This window comes from Streptomyces sp. NPDC059668 (genome assembly GCF_042734135.1).
Taxonomy (GTDB): Bacteria; Actinomycetota; Actinomycetes; order Streptomycetales; family Streptomycetaceae; genus Streptomyces.
The window spans coordinates 25085-41537 of sequence record NZ_JBHWEL010000025.1; the positions used below are offsets into that span (position 1 = coordinate 25085).

The 16453-nt window shown below is 73.7% G+C and carries 16 protein-coding genes; 7 read left to right on the top strand and 9 right to left on the bottom strand.

All coding sequences use genetic code 11. From position 1 onward, the window contains the following. The 3 genes from ACFV2J_RS19675 to ACFV2J_RS19685 form a co-directional block, all read right to left on the bottom strand. Positions 1–567: reverse transcriptase-like protein (locus ACFV2J_RS19675; RefSeq protein WP_385439734.1), on the bottom strand; the 567-nt coding region annotated here is incomplete at its 3' end. An 11-nt stretch (positions 568–578) separates the two neighbouring features. Further along, entirely contained in the window at positions 579–1322 is a 744-nt protein-coding gene (locus ACFV2J_RS19680) for a zinc ribbon domain-containing protein (protein WP_385096075.1), read from the bottom strand. Next, a complete protein-coding gene (locus ACFV2J_RS19685; RefSeq protein ID WP_385096064.1) occupies positions 1319–2179 on the bottom strand; it encodes a Nif3-like dinuclear metal center hexameric protein in 861 nt (286 codons plus the stop codon). The genes ACFV2J_RS19680 and ACFV2J_RS19685 overlap by 4 nt, the downstream gene beginning before the upstream one ends. A gap of 253 nt (positions 2180–2432) precedes the next feature. Between ACFV2J_RS19685 and ACFV2J_RS19690 the strand changes: the two genes are divergently transcribed. Together ACFV2J_RS19690 and ACFV2J_RS19695 are read left to right on the top strand one after the other, a co-directional pair. Next, positions 2433–3806: a hypothetical protein gene (locus ACFV2J_RS19690; RefSeq protein WP_385439737.1), complete on the top strand. Its 1374-nt coding sequence runs from the start codon at positions 2433–2435 to the stop codon at positions 3804–3806. 58 nt (positions 3807–3864) lie between these two features. Continuing rightward, positions 3865–4032 (top strand): hypothetical protein, encoded by a 168-nt coding sequence (locus ACFV2J_RS19695; protein ID WP_385096070.1) that lies wholly within the window; start codon positions 3865–3867, stop codon positions 4030–4032. A 198-nt stretch (positions 4033–4230) separates the two neighbouring features. Here the strand turns inward: ACFV2J_RS19695 and ACFV2J_RS19700 are convergent, their stop codons facing one another. The 3 genes from ACFV2J_RS19700 to ACFV2J_RS19710 are packed head-to-tail and all read right to left on the bottom strand — an operon-like array spanning position 4231 to position 7203. Continuing rightward, positions 4231–5187: a 3-oxoacyl-ACP reductase gene (locus ACFV2J_RS19700; protein ID WP_385439739.1), complete on the bottom strand. Its 957-nt coding sequence runs from the start codon at positions 5185–5187 to the stop codon at positions 4231–4233. Positions 5188–5211: 24 nt separating this feature from the next. After that, positions 5212–6288, bottom strand: a complete 1077-nt coding sequence (locus tag ACFV2J_RS19705; RefSeq protein ID WP_385439741.1) for a Zn-dependent alcohol dehydrogenase — start codon at positions 6286–6288, stop codon at positions 5212–5214. A gap of 30 nt (positions 6289–6318) precedes the next feature. Then, entirely contained in the window at positions 6319–7203 is an 885-nt protein-coding gene (locus ACFV2J_RS19710) for a MaoC/PaaZ C-terminal domain-containing protein (RefSeq protein ID WP_385439744.1), read from the bottom strand. Positions 7204–7547: 344 nt separating this feature from the next. Between ACFV2J_RS19710 and ACFV2J_RS19715 the strand changes: the two genes are divergently transcribed. From ACFV2J_RS19715 to ACFV2J_RS19730, 4 genes are all read left to right on the top strand, one after another. Then, positions 7548–8459 (top strand): ATP-binding cassette domain-containing protein, encoded by a 912-nt coding sequence (locus ACFV2J_RS19715; protein ID WP_385439803.1) that lies wholly within the window; start codon positions 7548–7550, stop codon positions 8457–8459. Further along, positions 8459–9181 carry an ABC transporter permease gene (locus ACFV2J_RS19720; RefSeq protein WP_385093476.1) on the top strand — a complete coding sequence of 241 codons (723 nt, stop codon included), beginning with the start codon at positions 8459–8461 and terminating at the stop codon, positions 9179–9181. The genes ACFV2J_RS19715 and ACFV2J_RS19720 overlap by 1 nt, the downstream gene beginning before the upstream one ends. A 175-nt stretch (positions 9182–9356) precedes the next feature. Beyond that, complete coding sequence (locus tag ACFV2J_RS19725; protein ID WP_385093486.1) at positions 9357–10694, top strand: sensor histidine kinase; 1338 nt, start codon at positions 9357–9359, stop codon at positions 10692–10694. A 68-nt stretch (positions 10695–10762) separates the two neighbouring features. Next, positions 10763–11395: a response regulator gene (locus ACFV2J_RS19730; RefSeq protein ID WP_385093489.1), complete on the top strand. Its 633-nt coding sequence runs from the start codon at positions 10763–10765 to the stop codon at positions 11393–11395. A gap of 36 nt (positions 11396–11431) precedes the next feature. Here ACFV2J_RS19730 and ACFV2J_RS19735 read toward each other — a convergent pair whose 3' ends face one another. The 3 genes from ACFV2J_RS19735 to ACFV2J_RS19745 form a co-directional block, all read right to left on the bottom strand. Then, positions 11432–12268, bottom strand: a complete 837-nt coding sequence (locus tag ACFV2J_RS19735) for a hypothetical protein (protein WP_385439746.1) — start codon at positions 12266–12268, stop codon at positions 11432–11434. Continuing rightward, positions 12268–12807 (bottom strand): SigE family RNA polymerase sigma factor, encoded by a 540-nt coding sequence (locus tag ACFV2J_RS19740; protein WP_385093481.1) that lies wholly within the window; start codon positions 12805–12807, stop codon positions 12268–12270. Before ACFV2J_RS19740 ends, ACFV2J_RS19735 begins: the two co-directional genes overlap by 1 nt. A gap of 336 nt (positions 12808–13143) precedes the next feature. Beyond that, a complete protein-coding gene (locus tag ACFV2J_RS19745; protein ID WP_385093363.1) occupies positions 13144–14340 on the bottom strand; it encodes a lipid-transfer protein in 1197 nt (398 codons plus the stop codon). A gap of 237 nt (positions 14341–14577) precedes the next feature. Between ACFV2J_RS19745 and ACFV2J_RS19750 the strand changes: the two genes are divergently transcribed. Then, a complete protein-coding gene (locus ACFV2J_RS19750; RefSeq protein ID WP_385439751.1) occupies positions 14578–16317 on the top strand; it encodes an MFS transporter in 1740 nt (579 codons plus the stop codon). Positions 16318–16453: the final 136 nt, after the last annotated feature.

The following is a 16453-nucleotide window of genomic DNA, read 5'->3' on the forward strand; positions in this document are numbered from 1 at the left end:
CGGTACCCCGCGCCCCTCGCGGGGCGTCCGCAGGGCCGCGCGGGCCTTCGCCGCGCCCGCCGCCGCGTCCCCGGGCGGGCCCGACGGCTCCGGCGCCGCGGGCCTCGTCGCCCTCGCGTCCAGTTCCGCCGTCGACCCCGACGGCGACCACTGCTCGCCCCGCTTCCCCGCGTCCATGGCCTCGTTGGCCAGGCGGTCGGCGTGCTTGTTCCGTTCGCGCGGGATCCACTCGTAGGTGACCTGCGCGGGCGGCAGGATCCGGGCGGCCTCGGCGGCCAGCGGCTTCATGTCCGGGTGCTTGATCTTCCAGCGGCCGGACATCTGCTCGACGACGAGCTTGGAGTCCATCCGGACCCGGACCGTGGCGGTCGGGTCCAGCTCGCGGGCCGCCGTCAGTCCGGCCACCAGGCCGCGGTACTCGGCGACGTTGTTGGTGGCGAAGCCGATGTACTCGGCCGCCTCCGCCAGCGTCTCCCCGGTGGCCGCGTCGATGACCACGGACCCGTACCCCGCGGGACCCGGGTTGCCCCGGGAACCGCCGTCGGCCTCGACGATGAACTCCCGCACGCCCACGGCCCCTACAGGCCGGACTCGGACGTGCGCACCAGGATCCGGCGGCAGTTCTCGCAGCGCAGCACGGTGTCCGGGGAGGCCGCCTTGACGTCGTTGACCTCGGTGATGTTGAGCTCCAGGCGGCAGCCCTCGCAGCGGCGCTGGTAGAGCCGGGCCGCGCCGACGCCGCCCTGCTGGTCGCGCAGCTTGTCGTAGAGCTTGAGGAGATCGGCCGGGACCGAACCCGCGACGACGCCGCGCTCCTTCGTCACCGTGGCCGTCTCACCGTCGAGGGACTCGAAGGCCGCGTCCCGGCGCCCGGTCGAGTCGTCGATCTTCGACTGGACGGAGGAGACCCGCTCGGTCAGCTCGGCGACCCGCTCCTGCGCGGACTCGCGGCGTTCCATGACCTCCAGGACGACGTCCTCCAGGTCGCCCTGCCGCTTGGCGAGGGAGGCGATCTCGCGCTGCAGGTTCTCCAGGTCCTTGGGGGAGGTCACGGCGCCCGAGTCCAGGCGCTGCTGGTCACGGGTGGCGCGCTGGCGCACCTGGTCGACGTCCTGCTCCGCCTTGGTCTGCTCGCGGGCGCAGTCGCTCTCCTCGGTCTGCGCGGCGACCAGCAGGTCGCGCAGCTGCGTGAGGTCCTTGTTCAGCGACTCGATCTCGGCGTGCTCGGGCAGCGACCTCCGCTTGTGCGCCAGCTGCTGCAGGCGTACGTCGAGGGCCTGGACGTCGAGGAGTCGGATCTGGTCGGCGGGCGCGGCGTTCAGTTGGGGGCTCCAGATGTGTCGGTGTTCGAGGCCGCGTGGGCGGTCCAGGGGTCGGTGACCGTCTTCGAGACGTGGACCCGCAGGTCCCATCCGTGGCGGTCGGAGATCTCGTCGAGCTGGGTGGCGGCCAGCTCGCACCAGGGCCACTCGGTGGCCCAGTGCGCCGCGTCGAGCAGCGCGAGAGGACGGGGGGCGCGGACCGCCGTGAACTCCGACGCCGGGTGATGGCGCAGGTCCGCGGTGAGGAAGGCGTCGACGCCCGCGGCACGCACGTCGTCGAAGAGGCTGTCGCCGGAGCCGCCGCTGACCGCGACGGTCCGTACGAGCGCGTCGGGGTCGCCCGCGACCCGGATGCCCTGCGCGGTGGCCGGCAGCCGCCCGGCGGCGCGCGCGGCGAACTCGCGGACGGTCACCGGGTGGTCCAGTTCACAGACGCGGCCCAGGCCACGGCGGCCTTCGGGGTCGGTCGGGTCCGGTACGAGGGGGCGTACGACACGGAGGTCGAGGGCGCCGGCCAGGGCGTCGGAGACACCGGGGTCGGCCCGGTCGGCGTTGGTGTGCGCGACGTGCAGCGCGATGTCGTTCTTGATGAGGGTGTGCACGACCCGGCCCTTGAAGGTGCCGGCCGCGACCGTCGTCGTCCCGCGCAGATAGAGCGGGTGGTGGGTGACCAGCAGGTCGGCGCCCAGTTCCACCGCCTCGTCGACGACGTCCTGGACCGGGTCGACCGCGAACAGGACCCGCGTGACCTCCTGGTCGGGGTCGCCGCAGACGGTGCCGACCGCGTCCCATCCCTCGGCCCTCTCGGGCGGCCAGAGGGTGTCGAGCGCGGCGATGACTTCAGACAGACGGGGCACGGGCAAAGGCTACCTGCCCCACGTCCGTGTCCCACCGGTCGCGGGTTCTCCCGACCGGGCGGGCGGACCGCCTCCGGGCACGGGGTCCGTGGTCACCCCGGCCCCACCCCCTCCTCCGCACCCCGCTCAGCACACCCGCCCCCGTTCCCTCAGGCGAATCGCGACATGGCCACCCTTATGTGTGAAGCGGCCGGGCGTCGGTCCCGCGTCTGTGCGTACGAAAACTAGCTTCGTCGCCGGAGGTGACCGAACGATGACGGCCTGTGCGACCGAGCCCGCGGCGGACCACGAGAACCACGAGAGCACGGAGAACACGGAACACGTGGAGAACGCCGATCACGAGACCGGGCGGGCCGGCCGCCCGGGATGCGTGATCACCGCCGACGGGACCTACGCGGCGCGCCTCGCGCTCGACGGCGAGTGCTGGTTCCCGGAGCGCTGGACGCTGGACGGCCCCGAGCCGTACGCGGTCCCGCTGCCGTCGCACCAGCCGGAGGAGCCCGGCACCGAGGTGCTGCCGATGACCGACGGACGGGTGCTGATCCACCGGGTGACGGCCGGACGGCACGCGTTCTCGCTGCTGTATCCGACCGGGCCGGGCACCGGGGAGCTGCCGCTCGGCGCGGTGGAGTGCGCGGAGGAGGGCTCCCGGCTGTGGCTGCTGCCGCCCGCGCCCGACGGGGAGCGGGCGTACGCCCTCGCCGTGGGACGGGCGTCCACGGCGGTCTGGCTGGTGGCGGGCGGCGCCTTCGGTCCCGAACACCTCGCCGAGATCCCGGGCCGCTGTTCGGGCGGGGTGTGGCTGGACGGCACGGGACGCATGCTGGCGCTGGACCGTTTCCAGGGCGGCCGGACGAAGACCGTCGTCGTCGACCTGGAGCGCGGCGGCGAGGTGTCACCGCTGTTGCAGATCGCCGAGGACAGCAACGACCGGTTGCTCCTCGCGGACGCCGACAGCGGGCTGCTGCTCATCCGCTCGGACGCGCCTTCGCCGGGGCACGCCCGGCTGGGCTGGGGGGTGCTGGGGAGCACGCTGCCGGTCCGTTTCCCGGAGTGCCTGCGCGCCTCGGACTGCGCGGTGACGCCGTTCGCGATCCAGCCGGGGCAGGTGCTGACGCCGGAGCGTTGCGCGGTGGCGCTGCGGATCGACGGGCCGGCGGGCACCTGGGTGGGGATGTGGCGGCCCGTCGAGCGCCAGGTCCACCATCTTCCGGCGCCCGAGGGGTGGTTGGCGGGGGCGGGCCTGTTGACCGAGGAGGGCGTGCTCCGACTGCCGTACGCCACGAGGGCGGTGCCGTGCGGGGTGGCGCGGCTGGCGGCCCCCGCCGTTCCGGTGGACGCGGAGTCCGCCCGCCCCCCGGACCGGGTGGCCGCGCGTCCGGTCCCGCTTCAGCAGGCGCCCCTGACCGACCGGACCGCTCCGCCCGCCCGCCCGGCGGGACGGGCCGGCGGCGGCGCGGCCGATCCGGCCCTTCCCGCCGTTCCGGTCGTCCCGATCATCCCGGTCGCTCCCGCCTTCCCGGTCTCCCGGGCCGGGCGAGGGGCCGGAGACCGGGTGATCGGTGGGTGGGAGCGGGTGGAACTGGCCGGGGCGCATCCCGGTCACCCGCCCACGGCCCGGACATGACCACCGGTTAGAATCCCCCGGCTACAAAGAAGGATCTTGTTGACGGGGTGAACACCAGATGAGCGACATCAGCACCATGGAACCGCCGGTCACCGACGCCCAGGACGCCACGGCGTCGGCCACGGGCCACGGCAGGCACCGGGGGCCGGTCTCCGGCCAGGACGACGAGGCGATGCCGCACGGCCGGCACCGCAAGCCGTCCGGCCAGCCGGACACGTCGGCCTGACGGCACGTCCGACCAGGACACGGCCCCGCTCACCCGAGGTGAGCGGGGCCGTGTCGTGCCGCCGCCGTGTCGTGCCGCGTCGCGTCGCTTTGGCACCGCCGTTCGTCGGCCGTGGAGTCTCCCCCGTATTCACCGGGAGCCCGTCCACGCGCCCGGGATCACGGCGCCCGGACAGGTCCCGGTCCCGTGGGCCGGTCGCTACCCGTGCGCCAGCCCCAGGACCTCGGCCGCCGCGAACGTCTCCCCGCGTGGGCGCCCGGCGTAGTGCGGGCTGAGCAGCGCGTCGAGTTCGTCGTAGGTGAAGGCCTCCTGCTTGGTGTCGAACTTGGCGGCCACCCGCGGCCGTTCGACGACCGCCACCATGCCGCCGTGCACGACGAGCAGTTGCCCGTTGACGTGCGCGGCGGCGGGCGACGCCAAGTAGCCGACGAGCGGGGCGACATGTCCGGGAGCGAGCGGGTCGAGTCCCTCCCCCGCCGCCGCGCCGGCCCGTCGGGGCGGGAAGCCCGCGAACACGTCCTCCGTCATCCGGGTCCGGGCGCGCGGGCAGATGACGTTCGCCGTCACCCCGTACCTGGCGAGCGCCAGCGCGGTCGACGTGGTCAGGCCGACGATCCCGCCCTTGGCCGCCGCGTAGTTGGGCTGCCCGGCCGAACCCGCGAGGAACGCCTCCGACGAGGTGTTGACGATCCGCCCGTACACCGGCGCGTCCGCCGCCTTGGACCGCGCCCGCCAGTGCGCCGACGCGAAGTGCGTCATGTTGAAGTGGCCCTTGAGGTGGACCCGGATGACCGAGTCCCACTCCTCCTCGGACATCGAGAAGACCATCCGGTCGCGCAGGATGCCCGCGTTGTTGACCAGGATGTCCAGGCGGCCGAACTCGGCGACCGCCGACTCGACCAGCCCGCGGGCCTGTTCGTGGTCGGCGACGTCGCCGGTGTGGGCGAGGGCGCGGCCGCCCGCCGCGCGGATCTCGGCGGCGACCTCCTCGGCGGGTGCGGCGGAGGCCGCGCCCGAACCGTCCCGCCCGGGGCGCCCGTAGTCGTTGACGACGACGGACGCGCCCAGGCCGGCGAGCTCCAGCGCCTCGGCCCGGCCGAGGCCGCGCCCCGCACCGGTGACGATCGCGGTCAGCCCCTCGAGTGGCAGTGACATCAGGGTCCTCAGCGGTGGTCGGGGTCAGATCTCGATGCAGGTGCGCAGGGCGGTGCCCGTCCGCATCTGGTCCAGTGCCTCGTTGATCCCGGACAGCGGCACCCGGTGGGTGATCAGGCCCTCCAGGTCGATGCGGCCCGCGCGCCACAGGGCGACGGTCCGCTCGTAGGAGCGCAGGACGTCGCCGCCGCCGTACATGGAGGGCAGGATGCGCTTCTCGTCGAAGAACAGCTCGAACATGTTGAGCTGGAGGAAGTCGTCCATGGCGCCCGCGCCGACGACCACGAGGGTGCCGCCGCGCCGGGTGTTCTCGTAGGCGGTGCGGGCGGTGGCCGACCTGCCGACGACCTCGAAGACGTAGTCGAAGCCCTCGCCCGCGGTCACCGACTGCTTGGCGTCGGCCAGTCCGTCCGGAGCGACCGCCGTCGTCGCGCCGAACCGCAGCGCGGCCTCGCGGCGGGAGGCGACGGGGTCGACGGCGACGATCTCGGCGGCGCCCTTGAGGCGCGCGCCCTGGATGGCGGAGATGCCGACGCCGCCGCAGCCGATCACCGCGACCGACGAACCGGCCTGCACGTCGGCGGTGTTGAGGGCGGCGCCGAGCCCGGTCGTGACGCCGCAGCCGATGAGGGCCGCTATGTCGAAGGGGACGTCGTCGGGGATGGGCACGGCGCAACCCGCGTCCACCACGATCTCCTCCGCGAAGGTGCCGGTCCCGGCGAAACCGAAGACGTCCTGGCCGGAGCGCCTGAAGTTGGGGGTGCCCGCGTTCATGAACCCGGCCAGGCACAGCTCGGTCTGGCCGCGCTTGCAGGCGGGACAGGCGCCGCAGGCCGGCAGCCAGCAGACGACGACCCGGTCACCCGGCTTGAGACCGGTGACGCCCTCGCCCACCTCGGTGATCTCCCCGGCGCCCTCGTGACCGGGCACGAACGGTGCGGGCTGCGGCAGGACGCCGCTCATCGCGGACAGGTCCGAGTGGCACAGTCCGGTGGCCCGGACCCGGATCCTGACCCGGCCGGGCCCGAAGCCCACCGCTTCGACGTCGTCGAGGACGTCGAGTTTGTCTTGGCCGATCTCGTGCTGTACGGCTGCGCGCATGGTGCGGTTCCTCTCGACGGTGGGCTGGGCTCACGCGTGTTCGACGACGGTGTCGGCCAGCACCGGCGCGTCGTCCCGGTCGGCCGCGGTCACGGACACCCGGATCCCGCCGTCCGGGGCCGGTCCGCGCCACATGCGGATGCGCAGGGTCTCGCCGGGGAACACGACACCGGCGAAACGGGTGGTGTAAGAGCGGACGCGGGACACGTCCCCGCCGAGCAGCGTGTCGACGACCGCCTTCAGCGTCATGCCGTAGGTGCACAGTCCGTGCAGGATCGGCCGGTCGAAGCCGGCCAGTTTGGCGAACTCGGGGTCGGCGTGCAGCGGGTTCCAGTCGCCGGAGAGCCGGTAGAGCAGCGCCTGGTCCGCACGGACCGGGCGCTCGACGGTCCGGTCCGGCGGCCCTTCCGGTGCGTCGAGGCGTGCCGAGGGGCCCCGGTCGCCGCCCCAGCCGCCCTCTCCCCGTACGAAGATCTGGGCGTCGTTCGTCCACAACGGTCCCTCGGCGTCCGCGACCTCGGTGCGCATGACCAGGATCGCGGCCTTGCCCTTGTCGTACACGGCGGCGATCCGTCCGGTGGCCGTCGCCCTGCCCTCGGCCGGTATCGGGCGGTGCAGGGCGACGCGCTGGCCGCCGTGCAGGACGCGGGTCAGGTCGACGTCCACACCGGGCATGGACAGACCGCCGATCACACCGGGGGAGCCGGCGCCCGCGACGGTGGCGAAGCTCGGCAGGACGTGCAGCGCGGACTCGAAGGTGTACCGCAGCTCGTCGGCGTCCGTGGCCGGGTTCCGCTTGTCCGGGTTCGCGCCGGCTCCGACGCCGAGGTGGTAGAGCTGGACGTCCTTCCGGTCCCAGGCGATCTCACCGATGCGGGGTTCGGCGGCGAGGGCCTGTGCGGCGTCGATGGGCATGGGACTCCTGATCACTAGCGCGAAAGACCTCGATGCGGCCGTCCGCACCGTCGGCCGCACCGAGGTCGACACGGGGCCTCGGAACCCGCCTGTTCTAGAACGCGTTCCAGTACGGCGACCCCCTGTATAGCCCAGCGTCCCTGAGTTGTGAAGGCTGCTGACGTCATGTCAGATCCGGGCTCGACCACCGGCCTTGGCGCGTGCCCCGGGACGAGGCGCGGGGCCGGACACGGCACCGGGGAGCGCCCGGCCGTGACATTTGTCCCGGCCGATCGCCCACAAGTGCCTCTGCCGGGCCCACCGTCCGGGCTCGTAGCGTCGTCCTCATGACACGGACGACGGGGATGACCGGAACGACGGGGACGGAAGCGGCGGTGTCCTTCACGGGGGCCGCCAAGGCGTTCGGCGCGGTGCGCGCCGTGGACGGGATCGATCTGGAGATCGCCCGCGGCGAGACCGTGGCGCTGCTGGGGCGCAACGGGGCGGGCAAGTCGACGGCGATCTCCCTCCTGCTCGGGCTGAACGAGCCCGACGAGGGATCGGTCGCGCTCTTCGGCGGACCCCCGGAGCGGGCGGTGCGCGCCGGGCAGGTCGGCGCCATGCTCCAGGAGGCGCGGCCGGTGCCCCGGGTCACCGTCCGCGAGCTGGTCTCCTTCGTGGCGGGCCGCTATCCGGCGCCGCTGCCGGTGGACGAGGCGCTGCGGCTGGCGGGGATCGCGGAGCTGGCGGGGCGGCGCGCCGACCGGCTCTCCGGCGGCCAGGCCCAGCGGGTGCGGTTCGCGGTGGCGCTCGCCGGGAACCCCGCGCTGGTCGTGCTCGACGAGCCGACCGCCGCGCTGGACGTGGAGGCGCGGCAGGCGTTCTGGGTGTCGATGCGGGCGTACGCGCGGCGCGGGCACACCGTCCTGTTCTCCACGCACTACCTGGACGAGGCGGACGCGCACGCGGACCGGATCCTCGTCATCGACCGGGGGCGGATCGTCGCGGACGGCACCGGTGAGCAGCTCAAGCGGTCGGTGGGCGGCAACCTCGTCTCGTTCGACCTGGCCGGGGCGGGCACACAGGGGCTGACCCTGCTGCCCGGCGTGGTGTCGGTGGAGGTGCGCGGGGACCGGGCGCGCCTGCGGACGGACGACTCGGACGCGACGGTGGTCGCGCTGGCCCGACGGGGCTCGATCCGTGGCCTGGAGGTCACCGCGGCGTCCCTGGACGACGCGTTCCTGGCCCTCACCTCGTCCGCTCTGGAGGCGGTGTGATGCTGGACTACCTGCGGCTGGAAGTACGCCGGACGCTGCGCGACACCGGTTTCGTGATCGGTGGCGTCGCGATGCCCGTGATGATGTACCTGCTGTTCACCAACCTCGGTGGCGGAGGCGACGACGGCGGCTGGAAGACCGGTTCGATGATCGGGATGGCCGCGTACGGGGCGGTGGGCTCGGCCCTGAACACGGGTGGCGGGGTCGCGGAGGACCGGGTGACCGGCTGGCTGCGGCAGCTGCGGGTGACACCGATGACACCGCGCGAGGTGGTGCTGGGGCGGGCGCTGACCGGCTCGGTGACGGTACTGCCGGCGATCGCCGCGGTGCTGGCGGCGGGCGGTCTGGTCAACGGCGTGCGTCTGGCAGCCTGGCAGTGGGCGGCGGTCGCGGCGCTGCTCTGGCTCGGTTCCGTCCCGTTCACGCTGCTCGGCCTCGGCAACGGCTACCGGCTGACCGCGCAGACCACCGGCGTCGCGAACATGGCCTGCAACCTGGGGCTCTCGGTGGTGGGCGGTCTGTGGTTCCCGATCACGCTGTTCCCCGGCTGGCTGCGCTCGGTGTCCGTGTACACGCCGGCCAACCGCTTCGCGGAGCTCGGTGTGTCCGTCACCGACGGCCGCCCTCCTGCGCTCGGCGCGGTCGCGGTGCTCGTGGCCTGGCTGCTGGCCTTCGGTTCGTACGCTGTGGTCTCGTACCGCAGGGCGGGGCGGTCCTCCTGAAGGGCGCCGGTGCGTCCGTACCCGGGCCGTCCGCCCGTACCGCGGCGGCCCGTCCGGGCGGCGGCGGGGGGACGTCCGGACAAGGGGCGGGGAAGCCTCCCGGCAGGAACGCGGAACGGGGAGCACGGACATGGCGTGGTCGGACAGCTCATGGATACGGGTGGTGATCCGCCGGATGAAGGCGTGGCGGGAGTCGCGGCGGCAGTGGAGGGCGGACATGGCGGGGTTCAAGGCGGCGCGGCGCGCCGCGCGCGCGAACGGGGAGTCGCCGCCCGAGAATCCGGGGCCGCCGCCGACCGGGTTCGCCCTGCTGCCCTGGCTGCTGCTGGGCATGGGGGCCTTCTCCAACCTGTTCCAGGGCAGGACCGCGAACCCCTGGATAGGCGCCGTCGGACTGTTCGCCTTCAACTCCCTGTACATCTACGTCGCGTTCCGTGCCTTCGTGAAGAAGACGCGCGAGGCCCGCTCCACCCGCCTGGCGCTCGCCGCGATGGGCGTGCTGACCTGCGGTCTCGCCATCGGCTACGGCGGCAACTGGCTGCTGTTCTTCCCGCTGCTGGGTCTCGCGGCGGGGGCGATCCTGCGCGGCCCCTGGCTCGGCAGGTCGGGGATCGGTCTGGCCGCGCTGGCGGGCGGTGTCTCGGGCGTCCGGGAGGGCTGGGACGCGATCAACATCGCGTACGGCACCTTCCTGTCCACGATGGTCACGGCGGCGATCCTGTCGCTCGCCGAGGCGGTACGCGAGCTGCGGGCGGCCCGTGAGGAACTGGCCCGGCGTGCCGTCGAGAAGGAGCGCCTGCGTTTCTCCCGCGATCTGCACGACCTGCTCGGCCACACGCTCTCCGTGATCGTGGTGAAGTCGGAGGCGGCCCGCCGGCTGGCGCCGCGCGATCTGGAGGCGGCCCTGGTGCAGGTCGCGGACATCGAGTCGGTCGGCCGCCAGGCCCTCACGGAGATCCGCGAGGCGGTCACCGGGTACCGCGAGGGCAGTCTGGCCACCGAGCTGGACCGGGCCCGCTCCGCGCTGTCCGCGGTCGGCGTCGACCCGGTCGTACGGCAGTCGGGGCCGCCCCTCGTGCCGCGGTCCGAGGCCCTGCTGGGCTGGGTGCTGCGCGAGGCGGTCACCAACGTCCTGCGGCACAGCGGCGCGACCCGCTGTGAGATCACCGTCGCCGGCACCCCGGACCGGGTCCGCCTGGAGGTCGCGGACGACGGGGACGGCGTGCTCTCCCCGTCGCCGGTGCCGGGCATCGGCGGAACCGGCCTGAAGGGCCTGACCGAACGCCTGGCGGCGGCCGGCGGGTCCCTGCGGGCCGGCCCGTCCCCGCGCGGCGGCTTCACGGTCACGGCCGAACTGCCCGTCGAGGGCGAACTCCCGGCGGAGGGCGAACCGCCCACGGGGGACGGCCTCCCCGCGGCGGGCGCCCCCGCGGAGGGGGAACGTCCGGCGGAGGTCCCGCCCGCCGCGGACCCGGCGGAGCCGCCGCTGTCCAAGGCGCCCAGGGCGCGGTGACCCCCCATCTCACCTCGCCCGTCCGGGACATGACGCTGCCGCGGGCCTACGCTGGGCCCGTGGACGAGATGCCCAGGGATCACCGGCCGGTGAAGTGTGTGCGGGTCCTGCTCGCCGAGGACCAGGGAATGATGCGCGGGGCGCTCGCCCTGCTGCTCGGCATGGAGGAGGACCTGGAGGTCGTGGCACAGGTCGCGTCGGGCGACGCGATCGTGGACGCCGCGCTGCTGCACCGCCCGGACGTGGCCCTGCTGGACATCGAACTGCCGGGCATCAGCGGCCTGGACGCCGCCGCCGAACTGCGCCGGCAGGCCCCGGACTGCCGTGTGTTGATCCTCACCACCTTCGGACGGCCCGGGTATCTGCGCCGCGCCATGGAGGCGGGCGCCGCGGGGTTCCTGGTCAAGGACGGCCCCGTGGAGGAACTGGCCGAGGCCATCCGGCGGGTGCTGACCGGCGAGCGGGTCATCGACCCGGCGCTGGCCGCCGCCGCGCTGAGCGCCGGGCCCAGTCCGCTCACGGCCCGCGAGTGCGACGTGCTGAAGGCCTCGGTGGACGGCGCCACCGTCGCCGACATCGCGGGCAGGCTCCACCTCTCCGAGTCGACGGTCCGCAACTACCTGTCCTCCGCGATCGGCAAGACCGGCACCCGCAACCGCATGGAGGCGATGCGGGAGGCCCGTCAGCAGGGGTGGCTCTGACCGGCGGCCGCCCGCGTCGCCACGCGGCTCCCGCCGCTACTTCGTCACCGCCGCCGCCCTGAAGGTCCTGCCCTCCGGTCCCAGGCAGACGAACCAGTCGGACGGCGAACCGTCCGCCGGACGGATCAGGTCCTCGAAGTCCCCGGCGATGCCCGTCCCCGGGGCGGGCCGGTACGCCTTGGTCGTCGTGGCGTCGTCCCAGGTGCAGGTGACCTCCTGGGCGGTCGTGGAGACCCGGCCGATCACGAGCCGTTCGCCGGACCCCCTCGGCGTCGTCCTCCTGATCTCCAGCGGCAGCGCGGCGGACCACACCTCCCGGCCCGACAGGGTGTCGCGCCTGTCGAACACCCCCCGCACCTTGGTCGACGTCCTGCCGTCCACGGTCAGGCGCACGAAGTACGCGCTCCTGCCGACGAGTCCGGCGGCGGTCGGCGGCTCCACCCCCGGATTCCCGAACCCGGCCCCGGCCATGGCGTCCATCTGCCGCCGCGCCTCCGTCCGGTCGCGGGGCGCTCCCCACACGGAGACGACCACCTTCCACTTCCTGCCGTGGTCGGTCCCCCTGGCCAGGTCGCTGCTCCGCGGCTCGTACAGATGCCGTTCGTCGCTCGCCGGCGGGCGCGTCGCGGCCGGCGCGACCCGCTTCGCGCCGTCGTCCGCCGTCCCGGCCAGCGCCAGCGTCCCCGTCGAGCCGGCGACCACCAGGGCGGCGGTCGTGGCCAGCGCCCAGTGGCGGGCCCTGCGGCGCCGGCCGCCGCGGACCAGCGCCTGGCAGGGGGCCGGTCCGATCCTCACCTCGTCCGCGGCCGCGGCCAGCAGCAGGGCGATGTCCCCGTGCGTCATGCCGTGGTCGGTGTCCCGGTCCGCGTTCATCACTTCCGCCCTCCGTACGTCACCATGTCGGCCAGTCCCGGTACGGCGCGGAGCTTCGCGATCCCCTTCGCCGCGTTGCTCTTCACCGCGCCCACCGAACAGCCCATCGCCTCCGCCACCCGTGCTTCGCTCAGGTCCTCCCAGTACCGCAGGACCACCGCCTCGCGCTGGCGCGGCGGCAGCTGGGCGAGGGCCTTCAGCAGGGCACTGCGGTCGTCGGCCTGGGCCATCCGGTCGGCGCCCTCGGGAACCTCGTACGTCAGGCCCGAGTCGTCCTTCGGCGCCAGGAACTCCTTGAGGCGCCGCCGGTGTCTGCGGGCATGCGCGTTGATCATCACGCGCCGGACGTACGCGTCCGGGTCGTCGGCCGTGTCGACCCTGCGCCAGGCCACGTACACCTGTTCCAGCGTCGACTGGACCAGGTCCTCGGCCGCGTGCTGCTCCCCCGTGAGGAGGAACGCCGTACGCAGCAGCCGCGGCCAGCGGCCGACGACGAAGCCCTGGAACTCCTCGTCCCGGGCGTGTATCCGATCCCCCATGGGCACCTCCTAGATGTTCAAAGGAGTCCACGAGCACCGGTTTTCGTTGCCTCCGGGGCCGGAGATCTTGAACGGTGGCCCGGCGCGACCGGCGGGACCGGCAGGACCCGCGGGATCACCACCGCGCCGCGGGACCTCACGGGTGCACACCGTACGAGACGGGACCGCACGCGGCCCCCGGCGGGGCGCGCGAGGCGGGGCCCGCCTCGCCCCCGGGGTCCGGGCGGCCGTCCTCCCGGGCGGAGGCGGTCACCACGGGCGCCGGCGCCTCCGGTGCGTGCCGCGCACGGGGCGCCGGACGCCGGACGGGTACGTACGACACCGCCCGGTCCCGGTTCAGCCGTGCGCCGCCCGCAGCAGCGTGACCACGGCCGCCCCGCCGAGCCCGATGTTGTGGGCGAGGCCGACCCGCGCGCCCGCGACCTGCCGTTCGCCGGCCTCGCCCCGCAGCTGCCAGACCAGCTCGGCCACCTGGGCGATCCCGGTCGCGCCCAGCGGGTGCCCCTTCGAGATCAGGCCGCCGGACGGGTTCACCACCCACCGGCCGCCGTAGGTGGTGGCCCCCGATTCGACGAGCTTGCCGGACTCCCCCTCGCCGCACATGCCCAGCGCCTCGTACGTCAGCAGCTCGTTGATCGAGAAGCAGTCGTGCAGTTCCACGACGTCCACGTCCTGGATGCCGAGCCCCGCGCGCTCGTAGACCTGGCGTGCGGCCTCCCGGGACATGGGCTGCCCCACGACGTCGATGCACGACCCGGAGGCGAAGGACTCCTCGGTGTCCGTGGTCATCGCCTGCGCGACGATCTCCACGGCCCTGCCGCCCAGCCCGCGCTCCTCGACGAACCGCTCGGACACGACGACGGCCGCGGCGGCGCCGTCGGAGGTGGGTGAGCACTGGAGTTTCGTCAGCGGCCGGTGCACGGCCCGGGAGGCGAGGACCTCGTCGACCCCGTACACGTCCTGGAACTGGGCGTACGGGTTGTGGGCCGAGTGCCGGTGGTTCTTGGCGCCGACCGCGGCGAGCTGCGCCTCGGTGGTCCCGTACCTCTCCATGTGCTCGCGCGCCGCGTCACCGAAGATCTGCGCGGTGGGCGGGGACATCTCGAAGCCGTGCCGGGCGGCCATGATCCCGTAGTGCCGGGCCACCGGAGAGGTCGCGAAGTCCCCGCCGTCGGCGCCACCGCCCAGCGCCCCGCGCTTCATCTTCTCGAACCCCAGTGCCAGGACGCAGTCCGAGATCCCGCCCTCGACGAACTGCCGCGCCAGCATCAGCGCGCTCGCCCCGGTGGCGCAGTTGTTGTTGACGTTGTAGACGGGCACGCCGGTCAGGCCCAGCTCGTAGGCGGCCCGCTGTCCCGCGGTGGAGGCCTGGAAGCAGTGGCCGACGGGCACCTGCCGGACGTCGGAGTACGCGACGCCCGCGTCCCGCAGGGCACGGGTGCCCGCCTCCTTCGCCATGTCCCAGTACTGCCACTCGCGGGTCTCCGGCTTCTCGAAACGGGTCATCCCGACCCCGGCGACATACGCCTTCACGGCACCCCCAGCCTCGCGGTGCGCGTCAGACTAGAACACGTTCTATCGGGGCGCCAGGTCTGACGGACGTTCAGATCCTCACGAGAAGGTCAAGTTTTCGTTAGTACGCCGAAGCATCGGAATAGTTGCCCCGGCGCACCGGGTTCACCTTGCACGTATCCGCACCGACTCCCGCACGGATTCCCGCACGGATCGTTCTCCCCTTGCTTTCCTCTCCCGGCCTGGAGGCCCCACGCAATGACGCACACGACGACCCAACAGCCCGCCCGGAGGACCAGTGCTGCGGTCGTGCCGGTGCTGGCCTTCGCGGGCATCGTTGTCGCGGTGATGCAGACCCTGCTCGTCCCGGTCATCAAGGACCTGCCGGAGCTGCTGGGCACCGCCCCCAGCAACGCCACCTGGGTCATGACCTCGACGCTGCTCGCGGGAGCCGTCGCCACCCCGATCATGGGCCGGCTCGGTGACCTCTTCGGCAAGCGGCGCATGCTGCTCATGAGCCTGTCCGTGATGGTCGTCGGCTCACTGATCGCCGGGTTCACCAGCGACCTGCTCGTGATGATCGCCGGCCGCGCGCTGCAGGGCTTCGCGATGGGCGCCATCCCGCTCGGCATCGGCCTGATGCGGGACATGCTGCCCCGCGAGAAGCTCGGCTCGGCGATGGCCCTGATGAGCTCCTCGATCGGCGTCGGCGGCGGTCTCGCGCTGCCGGTCGCGGCCCTCGTCGCGCAGCACGCCGACTGGCACTCCCTGTTCTTCCTCGCCGCCGGACTCGGCGTCGTCTCGATCGTGCTGACCCTCGTCGCCGTGCCGGAGTCCCCGATGCGCGCCGAGGGGACCTTCGACGTGCTGGGGGCGATAGGCCTGTCCGCGGGCCTCGTGCTCTTCCTGCTGCCGATCACCAAGGGCAGCGACTGGGGCTGGAGCTCGGGCACCACGCTCGGCCTGTTCGCCGCGTCGGCCGTCGTGCTCGTGCTGTGGGGTGTGATGGAGCTGCGCGTGAAGGCGCCGCTGGTCGACCTGCGCACCACCGTCCGCCGCTCGGTGCTCTTCACCAACCTCGCCTCGATCATGGTCGGTGTCTCCTTCTACGTCGTCTCCCTCGTCCTGCCGCAGCTCCTCCAGCTGCCGAAGGCCACCGGTTACGGCCTCGGCCAGTCGATGGTGGTCGCGGGCCTGTGCGTGGCGCCGCTCGGCCTGACGATGATGTTCACCGCGCCGGTCTACGCCCGGATCTCCGCCAAGTACGGCCCCAAGGTCACGCTGATCCTCGGCATGCTGATCATCGGGATCGGCTACGGCGCGGGCCTCGGCCTGATGAGCGCCGCCTGGCAGACCATCGTCATCGCGGTGGTCCTGGGCGCGGGCATCGGCCTCGCCTACTCCTCGCTGCCCGCGCTGATCGTCGGCTCCGTCCCGGCCTCGGAGACGGGCGCGGCCAACGGCCTCAACACGCTGATGCGCTCGATCGGCACGTCGGTGTCCAGCGCCGTCATCGGCATGGTGCTCGCGAACACGGCGAGCGACGTCGGCGGTGTCGCGGTCCCGACCATGCACGGGTTCCGCGTCTCCTTCATGATCGCGACGGGCGCGGTGGCGGTCGGTCTGGTCATGGCGCTCTTCCTGCCCCGCCAGCGCCAGGCGACCAAGCCGCAGCTGCTCGCCAGCAGCGCCGAGGACGCCGCGCTGGAGCGGGCCCACGAGGTGCTCGGCGGCTTCCGCGGCCGGGTCCTGACCACCGACGGCGACCCCGTCGCCCGCGCCAAGGTCACCCTGATCGACCGGCGCGGCCGGCAGGCGGGCGCCACGCTCTCCGGGGAGGACGGCAGCTACGTGCTGGCCGTGCCGGCCCAGGGCGCGTACGTCCTCGCCGCCAGGGCCGCGGGCCACGGCCCGCTCGCCTCCTCGGCGACGCACTCCGGCGACGACCGTCCGGTCGACCTGGACCTCGCCCTGCCCGCCGAGACGGTCCCCGCGTAGATCCGAGCGGGCCGGTCCCACCGGGGCCGGTCCCACCGGAACGCGCCCGGCGGCCCAGGCACCACCGGTCCCGCCGCCGGGGTCCCGCGCACGACAGCCCACCCCCGTCGCCCCCGCGACGGGGGTGTGGTGCAGC

Excerpts from the sequence above, each read along its gene's own strand:
- ACFV2J_RS19690 (WP_385439737.1), top strand. The coding sequence starts at position 2,433 with ATGACGGCCTGTGCGACCGAGCCCGCGGCGGACCACGAGAACCACGAG.
- ACFV2J_RS19695 (WP_385096070.1), top strand. The coding sequence starts at position 3,865 with ATGAGCGACATCAGCACCATGGAACCGCCGGTCACCGACGCCCAGGAC.
- ACFV2J_RS19700 (WP_385439739.1), bottom strand. The coding sequence starts at position 5,187 with ATGTCACTGCCACTCGAGGGGCTGACCGCGATCGTCACCGGTGCGGGG.
- ACFV2J_RS19705 (WP_385439741.1), bottom strand. The coding sequence starts at position 6,288 with ATGCGCGCAGCCGTACAGCACGAGATCGGCCAAGACAAACTCGACGTC.
- ACFV2J_RS19710 (WP_385439744.1), bottom strand. The coding sequence starts at position 7,203 with ATGCCCATCGACGCCGCACAGGCCCTCGCCGCCGAACCCCGCATCGGT.
- ACFV2J_RS19715 (WP_385439803.1), top strand. The coding sequence starts at position 7,548 with ATGACCGGAACGACGGGGACGGAAGCGGCGGTGTCCTTCACGGGGGCC.
- ACFV2J_RS19720 (WP_385093476.1), top strand. The coding sequence starts at position 8,459 with ATGCTGGACTACCTGCGGCTGGAAGTACGCCGGACGCTGCGCGACACC.
- ACFV2J_RS19725 (WP_385093486.1), top strand. The coding sequence starts at position 9,357 with ATGAAGGCGTGGCGGGAGTCGCGGCGGCAGTGGAGGGCGGACATGGCG.
- ACFV2J_RS19730 (WP_385093489.1), top strand. The coding sequence starts at position 10,763 with ATGCCCAGGGATCACCGGCCGGTGAAGTGTGTGCGGGTCCTGCTCGCC.
- ACFV2J_RS19735 (WP_385439746.1), bottom strand. The coding sequence starts at position 12,268 with ATGAACGCGGACCGGGACACCGACCACGGCATGACGCACGGGGACATC.
- ACFV2J_RS19740 (WP_385093481.1), bottom strand. The coding sequence starts at position 12,807 with ATGGGGGATCGGATACACGCCCGGGACGAGGAGTTCCAGGGCTTCGTC.
- ACFV2J_RS19750 (WP_385439751.1), top strand. The coding sequence starts at position 14,578 with ATGACGCACACGACGACCCAACAGCCCGCCCGGAGGACCAGTGCTGCG.